The sequence below is a fragment of the Acinetobacter sp. GQ146 genome (genome assembly GCF_059758585.1).
This window is the reverse complement of sequence record NZ_JCAXDV010000002.1, coordinates 72,323-90,014: the sequence shown is the minus strand read 5'-3', so window position 1 is coordinate 90,014 and position 17,692 is coordinate 72,323. Positions and strand designations below refer to the sequence as shown.

Annotated in this window: 17 protein-coding genes; 5 read left to right on the top strand and 12 right to left on the bottom strand. The window is 41.4% G+C overall.

What is annotated here, in order from left to right; all coding sequences use genetic code 11:
* Positions 1-19: 19 nt before the first annotated feature.
* The 4 genes from glnD to AC6CHI_RS03605 all read right to left on the bottom strand — a co-directional run bounded on the left by glnD (position 20) and on the right by AC6CHI_RS03605 (position 5,261).
* Positions 20-2,686, bottom strand: coding sequence for a [protein-PII] uridylyltransferase (gene glnD / locus AC6CHI_RS03620; RefSeq protein ID WP_498119470.1), 2,667 nt, complete (start codon positions 2,684-2,686; stop codon positions 20-22).
* A 26-nt stretch (positions 2,687-2,712) separates the two neighbouring features.
* Entirely contained in the window at positions 2,713-3,927 is a 1,215-nt protein-coding gene (gene purT, locus AC6CHI_RS03615) for a formate-dependent phosphoribosylglycinamide formyltransferase (RefSeq protein WP_498119469.1), read from the bottom strand.
* 238 nt (positions 3,928-4,165) lie between these two features.
* Positions 4,166-4,513: an L-valine transporter subunit YgaH gene (gene ygaH / locus AC6CHI_RS03610; protein WP_498119468.1), complete on the bottom strand. Its 348-nt coding sequence runs from the start codon at positions 4,511-4,513 to the stop codon at positions 4,166-4,168.
* On the bottom strand, positions 4,503-5,261 hold the full coding sequence (locus AC6CHI_RS03605) for an AzlC family ABC transporter permease (protein WP_498119467.1): 759 nt from the start codon (positions 5,259-5,261) through the stop codon (positions 4,503-4,505). Before AC6CHI_RS03605 ends, ygaH begins: the two co-directional genes overlap by 11 nt.
* A gap of 100 nt (positions 5,262-5,361) precedes the next feature.
* On the opposite strand from AC6CHI_RS03605, the gene AC6CHI_RS03600 reads away from it, so the two are divergent.
* Complete coding sequence (locus tag AC6CHI_RS03600; RefSeq protein WP_498119466.1) at positions 5,362-5,853, top strand: hypothetical protein; 492 nt, start codon at positions 5,362-5,364, stop codon at positions 5,851-5,853.
* Positions 5,854-5,991: 138 nt separating this feature from the next.
* On the top strand, positions 5,992-6,204 hold the full coding sequence (locus tag AC6CHI_RS03595) for a hypothetical protein (protein WP_498119465.1): 213 nt from the start codon (positions 5,992-5,994) through the stop codon (positions 6,202-6,204).
* A 78-nt stretch (positions 6,205-6,282) separates the two neighbouring features.
* Here AC6CHI_RS03595 and AC6CHI_RS03590 read toward each other — a convergent pair whose 3' ends face one another.
* A complete protein-coding gene (locus AC6CHI_RS03590; RefSeq protein WP_498119464.1) occupies positions 6,283-6,990 on the bottom strand; it encodes a Crp/Fnr family transcriptional regulator in 708 nt (235 codons plus the stop codon).
* Between the two features lie 97 nt (positions 6,991-7,087).
* Between AC6CHI_RS03590 and AC6CHI_RS03585 the strand changes: the two genes are divergently transcribed.
* Positions 7,088-7,627: an Mpo1 family 2-hydroxy fatty acid dioxygenase gene (locus AC6CHI_RS03585; RefSeq protein ID WP_498119463.1), complete on the top strand. Its 540-nt coding sequence runs from the start codon at positions 7,088-7,090 to the stop codon at positions 7,625-7,627.
* A 171-nt stretch (positions 7,628-7,798) separates the two neighbouring features.
* Here the strand turns inward: AC6CHI_RS03585 and AC6CHI_RS03580 are convergent, their stop codons facing one another.
* From AC6CHI_RS03580 to AC6CHI_RS03570, 3 genes are all read right to left on the bottom strand, one after another.
* The gene (locus AC6CHI_RS03580; RefSeq protein WP_498119462.1) at positions 7,799-8,428 is read right to left on the bottom strand and encodes a superoxide dismutase; all 630 of its coding nucleotides are present in this window, start codon (positions 8,426-8,428) and stop codon (positions 7,799-7,801) included.
* 305 nt (positions 8,429-8,733) lie between these two features.
* Positions 8,734-9,825 carry a redox-regulated ATPase YchF gene (gene ychF / locus AC6CHI_RS03575; RefSeq protein WP_458891530.1) on the bottom strand — a complete coding sequence of 364 codons (1,092 nt, stop codon included), beginning with the start codon at positions 9,823-9,825 and terminating at the stop codon, positions 8,734-8,736.
* Between the two features lie 113 nt (positions 9,826-9,938).
* A complete protein-coding gene (locus AC6CHI_RS03570) occupies positions 9,939-10,583 on the bottom strand; it encodes a methionine ABC transporter permease (RefSeq protein WP_498120035.1) in 645 nt (214 codons plus the stop codon).
* 408 nt (positions 10,584-10,991) lie between these two features.
* Between AC6CHI_RS03570 and AC6CHI_RS03565 the strand changes: the two genes are divergently transcribed.
* Together AC6CHI_RS03565 and AC6CHI_RS03560 are read left to right on the top strand one after the other, a co-directional pair.
* Positions 10,992-11,762 (top strand): glutathione S-transferase family protein, encoded by a 771-nt coding sequence (locus tag AC6CHI_RS03565; RefSeq protein WP_498119461.1) that lies wholly within the window; start codon positions 10,992-10,994, stop codon positions 11,760-11,762.
* A gap of 231 nt (positions 11,763-11,993) precedes the next feature.
* Complete coding sequence (locus AC6CHI_RS03560) at positions 11,994-12,464, top strand: Lrp/AsnC family transcriptional regulator (protein ID WP_458891539.1); 471 nt, start codon at positions 11,994-11,996, stop codon at positions 12,462-12,464.
* An 82-nt stretch (positions 12,465-12,546) separates the two neighbouring features.
* Here the strand turns inward: AC6CHI_RS03560 and AC6CHI_RS03555 are convergent, their stop codons facing one another.
* From AC6CHI_RS03555 to AC6CHI_RS03540, 4 genes are all read right to left on the bottom strand, one after another.
* Complete coding sequence (locus AC6CHI_RS03555) at positions 12,547-13,296, bottom strand: YebC/PmpR family DNA-binding transcriptional regulator (protein ID WP_458891540.1); 750 nt, start codon at positions 13,294-13,296, stop codon at positions 12,547-12,549.
* 116 nt (positions 13,297-13,412) lie between these two features.
* Positions 13,413-13,973: a 1-acyl-sn-glycerol-3-phosphate acyltransferase gene (locus AC6CHI_RS03550; protein ID WP_458891541.1), complete on the bottom strand. Its 561-nt coding sequence runs from the start codon at positions 13,971-13,973 to the stop codon at positions 13,413-13,415.
* Positions 13,974-14,693: 720 nt separating this feature from the next.
* The gene (locus AC6CHI_RS03545) at positions 14,694-16,112 is read right to left on the bottom strand and encodes an NAD(P)/FAD-dependent oxidoreductase (protein WP_498119460.1); all 1,419 of its coding nucleotides are present in this window, start codon (positions 16,110-16,112) and stop codon (positions 14,694-14,696) included.
* Between the two features lie 32 nt (positions 16,113-16,144).
* Entirely contained in the window at positions 16,145-17,470 is a 1,326-nt protein-coding gene (locus AC6CHI_RS03540; RefSeq protein ID WP_498119459.1) for an APC family permease, read from the bottom strand.
* Positions 17,471-17,692 lie beyond the last annotated feature (222 nt).

Below are 17,692 nucleotides of genomic sequence, written 5' to 3'. Positions count from 1 at the left end.
AATACCCGAACGTTAAAAATTAATGATGACTACACACTTGATTCGATGCTTCATCCAAAGCCAGTTTTAATTGGTTGGAGAAAAGCGCTGCTTCGGTTTCTGTCATAGGTGACCCATCTTTTTTGGTCACAAAGAAAATATCTTCTGCACGCTCACCCAAGGTCGCAATTTTAGCAGAATGAATGTCTAAGCCCTGCATCATAAACAGCCCACCAATTTTGGCAAGTAATCCGGGGTGGTCAAGTGTAGAAATTTCCACCATATTCTGCTGTAAAGCTTCGTTTAGGGTGACATCAACGGTATTTTCAATATCAAAATGGCGCAGTTGGCGCGGAATACGGCGCTGCATTAAGCCTGGGTATTTATCCGATTGACGCAAGGCAGACGTTAATGCGTGAATTACTGTGGCTTCACGCTCAGGGTCTGTGAGCAATGTTCCAAAGCGATCTAAGACCACATAGGTGTCTAAGCTAAAGGCCGTACTGGCAGTGATAATGCGCGCATCCTGAACATCCAGATTCATGCGGTCTAAAATCGCCACCGTAGTTGCAAATAAGTTTGGCTGGTCACGTGTATAGATAAAGATTTGAACGGCATCTTGTGCGGACTTACGGTGCGCACGCATTAACACCAATGGATCAGGATTATCGCCATGTTCTAAAATGGCACGGGTATGCCAAGCAATTTCATCGGCAGATTCTTTAATAAAGTATTCATCACCAAGCTCTTGCCAGACTTTTTCCACTTCAGCCAAAGCAAAGTCATTCACCAGCATTTCACTGGCGGCAAATTTGGTATCTTCAATCAGCATTTGATAATCGACTGGACGTCCCAAACCTGTACGAATAATGTCGCGGGCGTGGGTGTAGAGCTGGCGCATGAGTGATGCGCGCCAAGAGTTCCAGAGTTTTGGATTGGTGGCATTAATATCGGCAACAGTGAGGGTATAGAGATAATCTAAATGCTCCATATCTCCGAGTTTTTCCGCAAAATCTTTGACCACATCAGGATCAGAAATATCTTTTTTCTGTGCGGTGAGCGACATGAGTAAGTGATTGTGGATGAGCCATGCCACCAGTTTACATTCACGTTCGGTAAAGCCATGTACTCGACAGAATTCAATCGCATCTTCCGCACCGAGTTCACTGTGGTCACCACCACGACCTTTGGCAATGTCATGGAATAATGCAGCTAAAAATACGATGTCACGTCGTGCTAGACGCTGGAAGACTGAACTGACGACAGGGAAGTCTTTAGCAAATTCAGGCTCTTTAAAGCGGTTTAAGTTGCGTAACAATAACAGGGTGTGTGCATCGACGGTATAAATATGGAACAAGTCATATTGCATCAGTCCCATAATTTGCCCGAATGCAGGAATGTAGTTGCCTAAAACACCATAACGCTTCATGGCAACCATTGTGTCATATAAGCGATAAGGCGAGCGAATAATTGCCATAAATAGCGCTTGATGCTCAGGATTTTCGCGATAGGCTTGGTCAATACGTTTAGCCGCTAAAATCAGTAAGCGTAAAGTTCGCGCACGAATACCTTCAATGTCTGGTCGATTTGCGAGTAAATAAAATAATTCTAAAATCGCACTCGGGTTTTCTGAAAAAATCTTATGGTGTTGAACGGCTAATTTGCCATCTACCAATTTAAAGTTGTCGTTAATTTCGACAATTTGGCGCTCATACTGCGGCAGTCGAGGCGTAATCACTGACTCATTAAAATAGGCCAGTAACATTTCATTTAGGGTAGACACCTGTTGTGCAGTGCGGTAGTACCGCTTCATGAATTGTTCAATTGGATAATTTGGGGATTTATCTTCTTCTCGAACGTAGCCAAACATGGCCGCAATGTCACGTTGATAGTCAAACAGCAGGCGGTTTTCATCCCGTTTGGTGAGGCGGTGTAAATGATGGCGAATTTCCCACAGGAAGCTTTCGGCTTCTTCAAGTACGCCCAACTCAAATTCAGAAATAAAGCCTAAATGTACCAAGTCATAAATACGATTTACACGGAAATGACGTTTGGCTATCCAGCCAATTTGGTTGATGTCACGGATGCCACCTGGGGCATTTTTAATATCGGGTTCTAAATTACTTTCAGTATTGTTATGTTGCGCGTAGCGTCGATGTTGTTCTTCCATTTTGGCATCATAGAAGGTTTTATCGGTCCAAGTTTGCGACACAATACGGCGTGGCCAACGAGCCAAATGTTCATTGCCGATAATCAGGCGAGCTTCAATCAGGGTGGTCGCAACGGTTAAATCATTGGTGGCTTCTTCGACACATTGGCGAATGCTGCGGACACTAATCCCTGGTTTAAAATTACCAACATCCCATAACGATGAAATAAAGGTCGAAATCAGTTTTTCTTGATCTTCAGTAATCTCATCTTCCGACAAGATCATAATATCGACATCGGAATAAGGCAGCATCTCACGGCGACCATACCCCCCGACAGCAAATAGACCGAGACCGGTTTGGTCGAGTTCAGCATGTTGCCAAAGAAACTGCAGTGCTTCGTCAATAAGATTTGAACGTGCTGAAATCACTTCACGAATTGGCTGTCCATGTTCAAAACTTTCCTGTAGTTGTTTTTCTACATCGGTACGCCATTGGTTAATCGCTTGGATATCATGGTTACTTTTGACGTAATTCAACAAAGGAGAAGTATTGATCATGAACAGTGGTCCGTAATAGGTATAAGTTAGTTCTGGTTCACAGTGACTTGATCTGCGGCTTGTTGTGCCAGTTCACGTGCTTGATCAGTCGTTTCAGCACGTGCTGTTGCAACACCCATGCGGCGGCGTTTAAACCCTTCAGGTTTTCCAAACAGACGTAAATCAGTGTTCGGGTTTGCCAAAGCAAGATTTAAGCCAGAGAAGGAAAGATTGGTGTCATCAACGCCTGCATAAATGACAGCACTCGCAGCAACACTGTGACGCGCCGTATTTACCGGCAAGCCTAAAATTGCACGGGCATGCAGTTCGAATTCGCTTTGATATTGAGAGGCTAAAGTCACTAGGCCAGTATCATGTGGACGTGGTGAAACTTCACTAAACCACACTTTATCGCCTTTGACAAACAATTCCACACCAAAAATACCGCATCCGCCCAAGGCTGTGGTGACTTTGTGCGAAATGCGTTTTGCTTCTTCTAAAGCCACGGCAGTCATGGCTTGTGGCTGCCAGCTTTCTACATAATCGCCTGAGTCTTGACGGTGACCAATTGGGTCGCAGTATTGCGTTTCAATTTCACCCGTTTCTGCATTTTTCGCACGGACAGTTAAAAGCGTAATTTCAAAATCAAAATCAATTTGTGATTCAACAATCACTTTACCCTGATTCACACGACCGCCAGTTTGCGCATATTCCCATGCCGCATCCACTTCCGCGAAACTTTTGACACGAGATTGTCCCTTACCTGAAGAAGACATAACTGGTTTAACAAAGTTTGGATAACCGATGTCATCACACGCTGCGCGGAACGATTCCAATGAATCAGCAAAGCGATAAGCCGAAGTTGGCAAGCCGAGTTCTTCCGCGGCTAGACGACGAATGCCTTCACGGTTCATGGTGAGGTTTACGGCTTTTGCAGAAGGAATAACAGTGGCGGTGTTTTGTACTTCAATTTCGACCAGAACTTCAGTTGCAATGGCTTCAATTTCAGGAACAATCAGATGGGGTTGTACTTGTGCGATTAATTGTTTTAATTCTTCAGGATTTGCCATGTTGATAGTATGTTGATAATGAGCAACTTGCATGGCAGGAGCATGGTCATATCGGTCAGCTGCGTGTACTTCAACACCCAAACGTTGCAGTGAAATCACCACTTCTTTTCCTAGTTCACCTGACCCTAAAAGTAGAACTTTAAATGCAGAAGATTGAAGGGGAGTACCAATAGTCACGCTCATGTGATTCATCCTTGCGTAAATGGGCTTTAAGCATAGCAGAACTCAGAGTTGTGTTCAGGTCGGATTCACACAAAATCCTACGATTGTCGAACAATTTTTGTTAAGTCTAGTGTTTGGCAGGGGGCTGTGATTGAAAGGAAAAAATCTTTACTTTCATAAAGTAAGTTTATTTCATATTGAAAGTTGATCACTGTGGTGCGAGACCGCCAGTGATCAATTTGGTTGTGAATTGTCCGTTCAAAATTAATTAAAAATGAACGGGGACGTAGGTATAAATCAAGCCATAGACCAATGCCGCCGTTAAGGTCGCTGCTACAATTCTTTTAAATTTAAAATATAAGCCAGTCAGTACCAAGAAGCCAATTAGCATTGCCAAACTCTTATTCGGTGTTTCCAGTAATGGTGGCAGAGTGGCGACTACCAGCATGGAACTGATGGCTGAAATCCCGATTGACCCCAAAGCAATTTTTAACCAGAGCGCACCGCGCTTCTGTGAACCTTGCTGGAATTTTTGAATGACAAAAAAAGGCCCAAAACGTGAGGCAAAGTTGGCAATTCCAACCACAATACCAACCAGAATAATTTCAAGATTCATGAATGTCTCCTGCATGTTCAGCATCTGGTTGCTTTAACACATAATGTTTGAACAAACCTGCAAAAATTCCAGACGAAATCCCAATAAAAATTGCCGCAGATAAATCAATGAAATAACAGGCGACCGCGGATACTAAAATGGTCACACTGACCACAAAAGTATGTTTTTTCTCGAAGGCGGCGAGCAAGAAACTGAGGAATAACGCGGGTAATAAGAAATCCAGTGCTGCTTGTAAAAATTGCGGTAGATTGCTGACTTGATCGGCAAATAGGCCACCTAAGAACGACCCTGCTGCCCACGACAACCAGCTAAACAAGCTCAGTCCCAGCATCCAAGATTCGGACCATTCCTGACGCCGCTGCGACAGTTTAATCATGCCTGAAGCAAACACTTCATCCGTCAGTCCCCAAGCCCAGATGGCTGTTTTTTTCAGGTTTAAGCGGTCTTGAATTAAATTTTGCAGGGCGGGACCATAGAGCAAATGTCGAATATCTAAAGCAATTACGGTTAAAGCCGTCATCCAAATGGAAGTTCCACTACCCAGCAGGGCAACCACTAAAAACTGGCTGGCACCGGCATACATGGTACACGACAGAAATAACGCTTCCCAAGCACTAAAACCGAACTGGGTGGCAGATACCCCAAAAGCAAAAGAAACAGGAAGATAAGTAAAAATAATCGCTTGGCTATCTTTGACGCCTTGCCAAAAACCTGCCTGATGCGTGGGTGTTAATTTGTGTTGTGACACGACACACCTTGTTAGAGTTAAACGATAGGTCAAATAAGATTGTGTATTGTATCTGAATTTACTAGCATAGTACCTAATAGATTGTTGTGGTGATGCCCAAATGCGAATACTTAGCGCGCCTGTTCTTGTAGTTTCAGTATTGTGTAGCAGTTTGCTATTACAAGCCTGTGGTCAGTCCTCAGATCATGCTGAAAAGAAAGCCGAAATTAAAGCTGCGCCAAAGTTAAGCAATGATGCAACCAGTTATGCTCATGAAGCATGGCGTTTTATGAATGAAGCAGACCCTTATGTTTACCGTAAGCAGCGCAATTTGATTGAAGATAATGTCCGGAAACCTGCGCGTAAACTGAGTACAGACTGGCGCATTAACGTCAAAATGACGGATTCTGTAACGGAAGGCAAATATGCCTTATGCCGTAAAGCACTGACGAGCCTAGATGTTTGGGCGCGTGAAACGATGGATAATTCGGCAACAGTTTCGCAGAAAAAAGCAGATTACGAGCGAGACAAGGCTCAGTGTAAAGATGCCCTTGAGCATCCAGAACTCGGCAATACCGACCCAAAGAAAAAAGCCTTTAGCTCGGGCTCTTAACGGAGTAACCGTAAACCGTTGTATGGTCTGCCTAAGGCTTACCATACAACTTTTATGCGCTGCATGATTAATAGAAAATAAGAATTACAAGATAAAATTAAAGCATTATCCCATTGCGACAAAAAGAGTATAATTTATGTGAAATATCACATTTTATTGCTACAAGGTTATCGTACAATGCGTCAATTATCACTCCTCGGTTTTAGTCTGTTATGTCTCTTGAGTCTTACAGTGAATGCTGGAATGATGCAGCCAAAATCACATCTTGCTTTACATTATGCTGTTGCACATGAAGTGGCCCCATGTAGCAATGGTTTTGATGACGTAAATGTGTGCAAGCTAAATTCTTAAGCTGATATGTTTTAGTGCATCTGAACTTCTATGCACCAATTAAGTGAAGAGTAATGCACCAAAAAGAACAAACTCAAATTATTGGGTGCTGCTTTGTGCTGTATATGCCAGTTGATGCAGCAGTGCTTGATCAATAATTTCAATTTTTCTAAAGGCAAGTTTTAAGATGCCTTGTTTTTCTAAAGCTTGTAATTCCTGATTTACGGTCTGTCTTGAACAGGTCAACATTAGCGCCAACTGTTCCTGACTCAGTTGAATGACGTTATTTTCAATCAGCACATGATTTCCATAGCCTTGCAGAATCAGCATTAAACGTAATGCTAACCTTTGACGAATGGTTTGTGTCTGAATGGAAATTAATTCTAAGAATGCCATGCGCAGTTTTTGGCTGGTGAGTTGCGCAATATGAAACCAAAACTGTGGTTGTTGTTGTAATAAGCGATATATGGCCGCACTGGGAATATGTAAGATGCGAACTTTCTGAACCGCAATCGCATCATGTGAGCGTGGCTGTTGGTCAATTAACGAGATTTCCCCAAACCACATAATTGGCTCGACAATCGCAGCGATTGATTCCGTACCCTCTATATCAACATAGCCCAAGCGTACAGCACCGTCTAAAACAGCATATATCCCATTAAATGCTTCACCAGAATAAAAAATGGCTTGCTCTTTGTCATAGTGCTGAATTTGGGCCTGCTGCAATATAAAATCTTGAAAGATGGGGGGCAGGGCTGAATACCAGCGGTTATTGGCAAGATGCTGAATATCATTGGGGTGGAGCATCTGTTGCATCCTTCTAGGCACAAATGTCGTGTAGCTGACAACTGGAAAAATGAATTTTTTATATAGTGAAGGCATGAATTTAGCAAGGATGACCCGAATGAGCAAATTAGAACAGTTGCTAAGCCAATATGCAGCTTATCATCTTGATCATAAAAATATTTTTACCCATTTTATTGGTATTCCGCTGATTGTATTTTCCATCCTGTGTTTGACTGCACGTGCAGGATTGAATATTTCAGGACTTCAACTGACCTTAGCCTTGCTGCTGATTGTGCTGAGCTGTAGCTATTATTTGAAATTAGATATTTGGTTTGGTGGCATCATGCTGCTAATCTTTTCTGCCGTGTATCCTTTGGCCTTGAAGATTGCGGCATTGAATTTAAGTGCATGGCTGATATGGAGTATCGGTCTGTTTGTGGTGGGTTGGGTGTTCCAGTTTGTCGGGCATTTTTATGAAAAGAAAAAACCGGCATTTGTAGATGATTTGGTGGGATTAATAATCGGTCCGTTATTTGTTTTGGCAGAAGCCGTGTTCTTGCTTGGTTTTCGACAAGGACTACAACAGCGCATACTCGAGCAGGCAAGAAAGCAAAGATCAGCCATGGACGCCAAGCCACGACATATTTCCTCAAACTAAAATAAATACCAGTCCAATGTGTTGTGTGTAAACATATTGGACAGGGTGGTTGGTGCATGCTCATGTTAAAGAAAGTACGCGCTGAGTTTTACCAGACAGAGTAACAGTCCACCACTCAAGATCAGCCAGCCGAATTTAACACGCAGGCGATGAAATGAGGACATAGGCATTTCAAATACTGACAGTATGTGCTTCAAGCGCCTGTTCATAACGCTGATTCACTGCTTGCCAGTTCACCACATTAAAAAATGCAGCAATATATTCAGGGCGGCGGTTTTGATAATGCAAATAATACGCATGTTCCCAAACATCTAAAGCCAGAATCGGGATGTGTCCATGCATCAGCGGGGAATCTTGATTGGCAGTGCTTTCCACCAATAATTTCTTATCAGGGGTGACAGTTAGCCATGCCCAACCACTGCCAAATCGAGTCAGAGCCGCTTTGGTGAAAGCTTCCTGAAAGGCATTAAAGCCGCCTAATTCCGCTTTAATCGCTTGAGCGATAGCCCCTACAGGTTCTCCGCCGCCGTGAGCACTCATCACTGTCCAAAACAGACTATGGTTGGCATGCCCCCCGGCATTGTTGATGACATTATTTTTCAGTTCTGCGGGGACGTCACTCACTTGAGATACCAATTGTTCAACACTGAGTTTTTCCCAGACGCTGCCTTGAATCGCGGCATTAATATTATTGATATAGGTTTGATGATGCTTGCTGTGGTGAATTTCCATGGTTTTGGCATCGATATGTGGTTCGAGTGCATCATAGGCATAAGGCAGTGCAGGAAGAATGTAAGCCATAAAAGTATCCCTTAATCAGTATTTATCTATATGACATAAAGTCTAGAGGAAGTTTAGATCTCTGTAAATATAATGATAATTATTATCATTATATTTAAGTTAAAATAACTGCACGCTTTTAAGAAGTTATTTTTTGAATGATTTGAAAATTCTGAGTGTAGGTAAGAAGGGAAGTTGAGTAGATTTTTTGGGATTGATCTGATTTTTTAAAGGACTTAACTGAGCCTTTTTTGAGTAAGCTGGGGCATTTTCGAGGTATAAAAAAGCCAGTGATGACACTGGCTTTCTTGAATATTTAAATGTGATTAAACATTGAAACGGAAGTGTAAAACGTCGCCGTCTTGAACGACATAAGTTTTACCTTCTAGACGCCATTTGCCCGCTTCTTTTGCACCCGCTTCGCCGTTGTATTGAATGAAATCATCATAAGCAATACATTCAGCACGAATGAAGCCTTTTTCAAAGTCAGTGTGAATCACACCCGCGGCTTGTGGTGCAGTTGCACCGACTTTAACTGTCCAAGCACGAACTTCTTGCACACCCGCAGTGAAGTAAGTTTGTAAACCAAGCAATGCGTAACCGGCACGGATTACCACGTTAAGACCTGGTTCTTCCATACCCAAAGCTTCTAGGAATTCTGCACGGTCTTCATCTTCAAGTAATGAAATTTCTGCTTCGATTTGGTTGCAAAGCGGCACTACAATCGCATTTTCTTCAGCAGCAAGTTTTTGCACTGCTTCTAAATGCGGGTTGTTTTCGAAACCATCTTCAGCCACGTTGGCAATGTACATGGTTGGTTTTAAAGTCATTAAACCAAAACCACGCACCAATTTACGTTCATCATCATCTAGCGTAGCAGCACGTGCTGGTTTGCCTTCATCTAATAATGGCAGAATTTTGTCCAAAACAGCTTTCGTTGCAATGGCTTCTTTGTCGCCACTTTTCGCTGATTTTGCTAAACGTGTAACGGCTTTGGTTACAGTTTCTAAGTCAGCCAGTGCAAGTTCCGTATTGATGGTAGCAATATCATCTAATGGGTCAATTTTACCATTCACGTGAATCACATTTTCATCTTCAAAACAACGCACAACGTGTGCAATCGCATCCGTTTCACGGATGTTGGCAAGGAACTGGTTGCCTAGGCCTTCACCTTTAGATGCACCAGCAACCAAACCTGCGATGTCTACAAATTCCATCGTAGTTGGAATCACACGTTGTGGTTTTACGATTGCAGTTAATTTGTCTAAACGTGGATCTGGTACAGGAACAATGCCTGTGTTTGGTTCAATGGTACAGAACGGGAAGTTTTCTGCCGCAATTGCTGCTTTAGTTAACGCATTGAAAAGGGTAGATTTACCAACGTTCGGCAAGCCGACAATACCGCAATTAAAACCCATGAAATGACTCACAACGTATTATTTAAAAATTGGCGCTGATTTTACATGAAAGCCATGACAAAGTCAGGTCATGGCTCGCATCTTTCTTTGGGGCAGCTTCAAGTGCATGATTGTTAGACTTTTCGTTTGTCCAGTTGTTGCGCTAGTGCATCGCCAGTGGCTTGTACCAACATAACCAAAACCACCAGCACCACAATCACCGCCAACATGATTTGCATATCGAAACGTTGATATCCGTAGCGATAGGCAATATCGCCTAATCCACCGGCGCCAATCGCGCCTGCAATAGCTGAGGAGTTGATCATGGTCACGATAGTGACGGTAAAACCTGCCACAATGCCGGGTAAGGCTTCAGGCAGTAATACATGCCAGATAATTTGTTTACGGTTACAGCCAATGGCTTGAGCGGCTTCAATTAAACCTTGATCAACCTCGCGCAGACTGACTTCTGCAATACGGGCAAAGAAAGGGGTTGCAGCGAGGGTTAGCGGGACAACCGCTGCCCATACGCCATAACTGGTGCCGACAATCAAACGTGTTAAAGGAATCAGTGCCACCATTAAAATAAGGAAAGGTACTGAGCGTGTGATATTGACTACCCATCCTAATGCTTGGTTAATGGACTTTGAAGGATAAATACCATGTTCACTGGTATTGACCAAAACCACCGCCATCGGTAAGCCAATTAAAAATGCCAAAAGTGCGGATACACCGACCATAATCAGAGTATTCACTGTACCCGTGAGTAATAATTCAATGAGTTGTTCGTGCTTAGCCTAGTACCTCTATGTTTGCAAAATGTGCTTGTAATTGTTGTTTGAGCTGTATTCGGCTCGAGTCAAAAATTAAATCAAGGATTTCTATGTCGTTATGAAAAAGCCTATTAAAAATTTAAAATGCAAAAGATACTAAAAAAAATGATATATTAAATATTTGATTTTAAATGGAAAAGTTATCTTTATGTCAGTACTAAGACATATAGTCAAATGGAATATCGTATTTAGAGATATGCAAGACATAAAAATGTATAACTTTACAAGGTGAGTCACAGATTATTTTGGGATAAAAAGTACATTGTGTTTATGCCGATGACTGACTAAAGTATCAGACTGAAAGCGTAGGTTTTCTTAGGAAATCAACGTTCTAATCATTTTTATGGAGTGTTTATGCGAATTTTATACCAGTTCCCTTTATCTCATTATTGTGAGAAAGCTCGCTGGTTGCTCGATCATAAACAACTCGACTTTGTGGCACAGAACCTTATTCCGGGTGTACATCGTGCTTTTGCACAACTTAAAACAGGGCAGAACAAGCTGCCTATTTTGCGTGATCAAGATTATTGGGTGGCGGACTCTACGCAAATTGCGTTGTATCTGGATCAGACTTACCCTGAACATGCACTATTAAGAGCAGATCCGCATTTAAGGGAAATGGCTCTTGAAATTAATGCCTTGGCATCCGAACTAGGTCTACATGTACGCCGTTGGGGCTTGGCTCAGAGCTTGTCAGAAAGTGATGAAACCTTGGATATCATGATTGGTGAAAAAGGGTACTTACGCCAATTTGAAAAATTTTCGAAACCGATTTTAAAAACACTCGTTTCGAAAAGTTATCAACTCGATGCTGAAAAAGTTCAATATTCCAAACATCAAATGGAACAACTCATCGCCATTTTGAATCAGAAATTGTTGGAAAATGGCGGGCGTTATTTTGTGGGGGAGCGCTTAGGCTTGGCAGACATTTCAGTTTGTTCGATGCTTGCTCCCTTATTAGAAATTGCAGGCACACCTTGGGAGCGTGAAGATGATTATACTTCTGGTAGTTCAGAAGAATTTTATAGCTTCAAGCAACAATTTTTAGACTTGCCGTTGGGACAATATGTTCAGCGTGTTTATTTAACCGAACGGAATGCTCGGGTAGATTGGCGTGGTATGTGAGTTTGAAAAGATAATCGCAACTTGAGCTAAAAAGTGCAATAGACTTTATAAAATACGATTTTTATTCTATTAAAATTCTATAAATCTTTAAATTTTTAAAAATAAATCTCAGTTATAGCTTTATTTTTAAAACAATTAGCGAAATAATCAAACCTGAAGTCAGTCACGTATTCAGCAGAAAATTAATAACGAATATGTGTTTTATAACTGTTTAAAATTTTGGAGCTTGTGATGGAATTAGATCGTTTTGATAAACAGATTCTGGAAATATTAACCCATGAAGATGTGAATCTGAATGAACTGTCTGAGCGCATTAATTTATCAGTGAGTTCGGTACATCGTCGTATTAAACATTTGATCGATACCAATGTCATGACCCATATTCGTCGTGATATTAACTATCAAAAACTTGGGTTTAGTTTGCATGTGTTGCTGCAAGTGTCGTTGAGTAAACATGATAGCGATACTTTTTCTAAATTTTTAGAAGAATTAGAAAATATTCCTGAAGTGATTAATGCTTTTTTGGTCACTGGACAATCTGCCGATTTTATTGTCGAAGTGATTGCACGTGATATGGAAAATTACAGTCAGATTTTGCTGAATCGGATTGGTAAAATCGAGCATGTAGTCGCGCTACATTCGAGCTTTGTGATTAAAGAATATGATGTGTTTAACTGCCGAGGTTTGTTAAATAAAGTTTAAATTTAATTTTGTACACAGTTTCAGGCACAATGATTCTGGCAATAAAAAACGCGCAAAATGCGCGTTTTTTGTTTAGATGGGTTTAAGCATCCAGTTGTGCTAAAACTTCATCTGTGAATTCAACATTGGTATAAACGTTTTGAACGTCATCCAAATCTTCAAACATATCAATCATTTTAATGATTTTTTTCGCTTGATCAATGTCAGAAATCAATGCTTTGGTTGAAGGGTTCATCACTACTTCAGCATTGTCAGATTTTAAACCTGCTGCTGTTAGCGCATCTTGAACGTCACCAAATGATTCTGGTGTGGTAATGACCAGAATTTCATCTTCAGTCACTTCAATATCTTCCGCACCTGCTTCTAAAGCCACGTCCATGATTTTATCTTCTAAAGAAACATCTTCAAAAGTAATTTCGCCACGCTTAGTAAACAAGAATGCTACTGAACCATTGGTACCAAGGTTGCCATCAGTTTTAGAAAAACAGTGACGAACATCAGGTACAGTACGGTTTAAGTTGTCAGTCATGGTTTCAACAATAACCGCAACGCCGCCAACGCCATAACCTTCGTAAGTGACCTCTTTTAAATCAGCATTTTCTTCACCACCCACACCGCGCTGGATGGCACGGTTGATGGTATCACGCGTCATATTTGCGACTAATGCTTTCTCAACGACAGCACGTAAACGTGGATTAGATGCAACATCACCACCGCCTAAACGTGCAGCTGTAACGATTTCACGAATGAATTTTGTGAATACTTTAGCGCGGCTCGCATCTTGTTTTGCTTTACGATGCTTAGTATTAGCCCACTTGGAATGACCCGCCATGCGAAATATGCTCCTTGTAGATTGGCTTTATGCCAAATCAAATTGAGCAGATTCTACCATAAGCCCTTTTTTATGAGGAAGGGCTTAGGTTTGAGTTTTTAAACAATTGAATGGACTTATTGCGGTTCAGGAATGATGATGTCTAAACCGACATTTTCCTTATACAGCTTTTTCATTAACGCAAGATCATGATACAGCTCGGTTGGATAAATTTTGCCGAAAATCCCCCCTTGTTTAGTCTCTGAATTGGCGTACATCAGCACAATTGGCACATTCGCTGCTTTGGCAATATGCCAAAAACCGGTACGAATCGGTTTGCGTGTTTCCCCATTTTTTGCGCGTGTTGCTTCGGGTGCAATCACCAAATTAAATTTTTCATGTGAAGCAAACAAGTCAACCATTTGTCCAACAATGTCTTGATTGGATTTTCGATCTACAGCAATCCCACCCAGCGCTTCCAGCAAGGGCTTCATCGGACCTTTAAACAATTCCTTTTTGATGAGCGTATGGATTTTTATATCGTAGATTTGAAATAACGCAATCGATAAAACAGCATCCATCATGGAGGTGTGTTCAAAACCCACAATGACCTGCTTGTTTTCTAGCGTATTTGGTTCTACGTGATATTGCCAACCCGCAAGTTTGAATGCGGACTCACCAAGCATTTTTTTTAACATAGCAAATCTTAATGTTATGCGATTAATCAAGCCTGCTAATTTCTGCCGAAATGTGACCAAGGTCAATGGCTAGAATGAATTTTATGAGAACCATAAAGTACAAATGTATATTTTTTAATTTTTGATTTTGAGATTGGGTTCAACGAATCGAAAGCAATCACGAGATATATTGATTTTTACTATCAACTGATTGGAAAAAAGTCTTAATTTATTTGAAATATCACTATTCATGTGGGCTAAACCGTATTAGACTTTTGTCGTAGATGATACGGAATTTCATCGAATATCGGTTTTTGTGCCAGCAAGTTTAGGGTTGAACAGCATGATTTTGACAGCTTTTCTTTTGGTATTGTTTTTATTTCTACTCGTGATTATCTGGTCTTGTATTGAATTCTATCTTGAGTCTCGGAAAAAGAAATCCTTGAAACAATAAATAGATCTGTATATTTTTCCAATTTCTCTTCTTGTTATTTCGCTTTATTTAGTCAATCCAAATCAAAAACTCATGAAATGATTTCGCATTTTCCTGTGAAATCGTATCCGTGTTGACTCAAGCGAATTTCTACAGATTCCTCAAACACTTCAGTTAGGGCACAAGCAGTATTTACAGCATTTTTGATGCTCCTATAGCATCCAGCAAATAGATGTTGTTATAAATTTTAAGCTGCTTTGAAAATTAACAGGCCGCAATTATGCAGCCTGTTTTAATATTCAGAAAAATTAGAAAGAAACCATTTTCCCGGGGTTAATCATCGCACCAATGCCATACATGCTTTTGGCAATCGGAATGACGATTGGGGCAAGTGCACGTCCCATCGGGATATTCATGTGCTGAATACGGGTCAACATATTGAAGTCATCTTTTTGACCACAAAAATCATCGGCAATGGCCTTTCCGATACGCACGGTTTGCGCCACACCATGACCACTCCAGCCTTGTACCGCATAAATTGGATATTTCTCGCCAAATTTACGGCTATCAGTGGCGCCATTGACTGTAAGATCGGTTGTTCCACTCCATACAAAGTCAATTTCGACCTGTTTCAGTTGCGGGAAAACGTGTTTAATCCGCCCTAACAAATAGTCATGAGTTTGCTGTGCATCCCAGCATGAACCTGTTCCCTCACCACCAAATAATAAGCGATTCTGAGATACGCCACGGTAATAATCTATTTGGAACTGTGTGTCATACACCGGCATATCAGTGGGGAGCAATGCTTTTAAATCAAGTTCTAAAGGAGCTGTCGTACACACATAGGTATAAAACGGAATGGTGGTTTGTGTGCGATCTTCCAGCAGTTTGAATGACGCATGATGTACCGCCATCACCACACTTTTTCGGGCTTTAATTATGCCGTTGGCTGTGGTGACATAAATGCCATCGGCATATTCTTGAACAGATTTGACTTCTGTTTGCTCATAAATTTTGCCGCCATTTAGGCAAAAACCATATGCCAAACCGCGGGTCAACGCCAAGGGATGAACATGTCCACCTAAATGATCGAACAAACCTCCAAAATAATTGTCAGAATCAATATGTGTACGCAATTCATCTTGGCTCAGCATGACGGTGTTATTTTCTTTTAAATACTGCCGTGCCTGCATTCCTTCACGTAAAGCCTCTAAATGTCCCGGATGAACCGCAGCGGTAATATGGCCTCGCTTGCGCTGTAAATCCAGTTCATATTTTTCAATAATGCCATCAATCACGGACATGGCTTCGGTTGAAGTGAAATGCCATAATTTTTTTGCATCTGCAAAGCTGAACTGCTGTGCCATGGTTTCAGCTTCCCAGCGCGCTAAGCCTGGAGTCAGCTGTCCGCCATTGCGTCCTGAAGCTGCACTGCCTATACGGTTTTTCTCAACCAGTACCGTATCAACCCCTTGTTCAGCGAGATGCAGTGCGGTAGAGGTGCCTAAAAGTCCTCCGCCAATTACGAGTACATCACATTCTAGATCTGCATTTAGGGCATCAAAGGTATGCCAATTTTCTAATGAACTTTCATAATAATTTGCGGGATGTTCGAACTGACCACGTGACGCTGCAATCCAGTTCCATTCTTTGCCAGTTTGTTGATATTGACTGGCTTTAAATTCAACATCATTGAGTAATATGGGTTGAGTCACATTGGTTGACATTTCAATACTCTCTTTAAATAGGTTTAAAAAAATTACGCATTACTAAGTGCGATATTTTGTTTGCGGATTTTTTTATAGATAAACATGACCGCACCCACAGCCAGCCAAATACAACCAAAATGCAAAGCACTCGGTTCTAAATTCACCCACATGGCTACAATGGTGAGTACAGATACAATAGGTAGGCATAGATTTAAGAAAATATTTTTTATGCCACTACGTTGTTTCTTTTGAAGATAAAAATTTACAAAAACTGAAAAGTTTACGGCTGTAAAGGCAATCAATGCACCAAAGCTAATTAAGTTCAACACTGTCGATAAGTCCAAGAACATCGCAGTCATTGAAATCATGCCGATGGTCATGACTGAATATAAAGGTGTGCCTAACTTTGGATTGATCGAGCCAAAAATACCTTTATGGAAAATACCATCACGCCCCATAATATGGATTAAGCGTGCTGCACTAGCATGTGAAGCCAATCCAGATGCGACCGTATTCATGATTTGTCCAACTAAAAACAAGGCCTGAAAAAATGCACCGCCGACATATAAGGCAATTTCTGGAAGCGCAGCTTCAGGATTCTTAAATCTTGAATTATCTGGAAAATACAACTGGATAAACCAAGAGGCTGAAATAAAGATTACCCCACCCAATAAAGTGGTCAGCATAACGGCTTGAGGAATGGTTTTTTTCGGGTTCTTGGTTTCATTGGATAATGTGGTTACCGCATCAAAACCTAAAAATGAAAAACAGAGAATTGACGCCCCTGTAATCAAAGGGATGATGCTGGTATCACCATTAAATAATGGCGTTAAAGTCAGTAAATGTTCAGAGCCATTCGTGCTAATGCCACTGATCACCAAATAAATGAAGACCAAGAGTAATAGCAAAGGTAAGAACACAAAGAGTAAAGACAGGTTGGCAAGAATATGAATTCTAAAACAATTAACCAAAGTGACCAGACCTGCCGCAACAAATACCCATGCGGCATAAGGGATCGATGGCATTAACGCATTGAGATAGATGCCAGCCAGTAAGGCATTGATCAGTGGGAGCAAGATATAATCTAATAATGAACACCAACCGACAAAGAAACCTGCCGAAGCGCCACAGCTTTCTGCCGTATAGGTATACGCTGAGCCTGGGCGTCCAGATTGCTGACTTAATCGTGCATAGCTAAATGCCGTGAGCAACATGGCAAAAAGCGCAATAAAATAGGTGAGGGGAACTCGACCATTCGTGACGTCTGAGACTATGCCAAACGTGTCAAACACCGTCATGGGAGTCATATAGGCAATGCCCACAATAATTACTTGAGGTAAAGTGAGGGTGCGCAGGTTATCGTTGTGATTGTCCATAAAGTTTCACCTGTAAATCATTTACGAGTTTTCAGATATAGTCATCCATGACATAAAAATGCTGTGAATAAACCATAAATATCATTTGTGTTTTTATGACAAAAAATATGGTGTTATCGAGTCGCTTCAGACGCTCGGCAGCTAAGCCTTTCTTAACGATATGTACATTCAAGCGCTGCTGCCGAATGAACATATCGTTTTAAGGGTGAACGCTTGGATGAA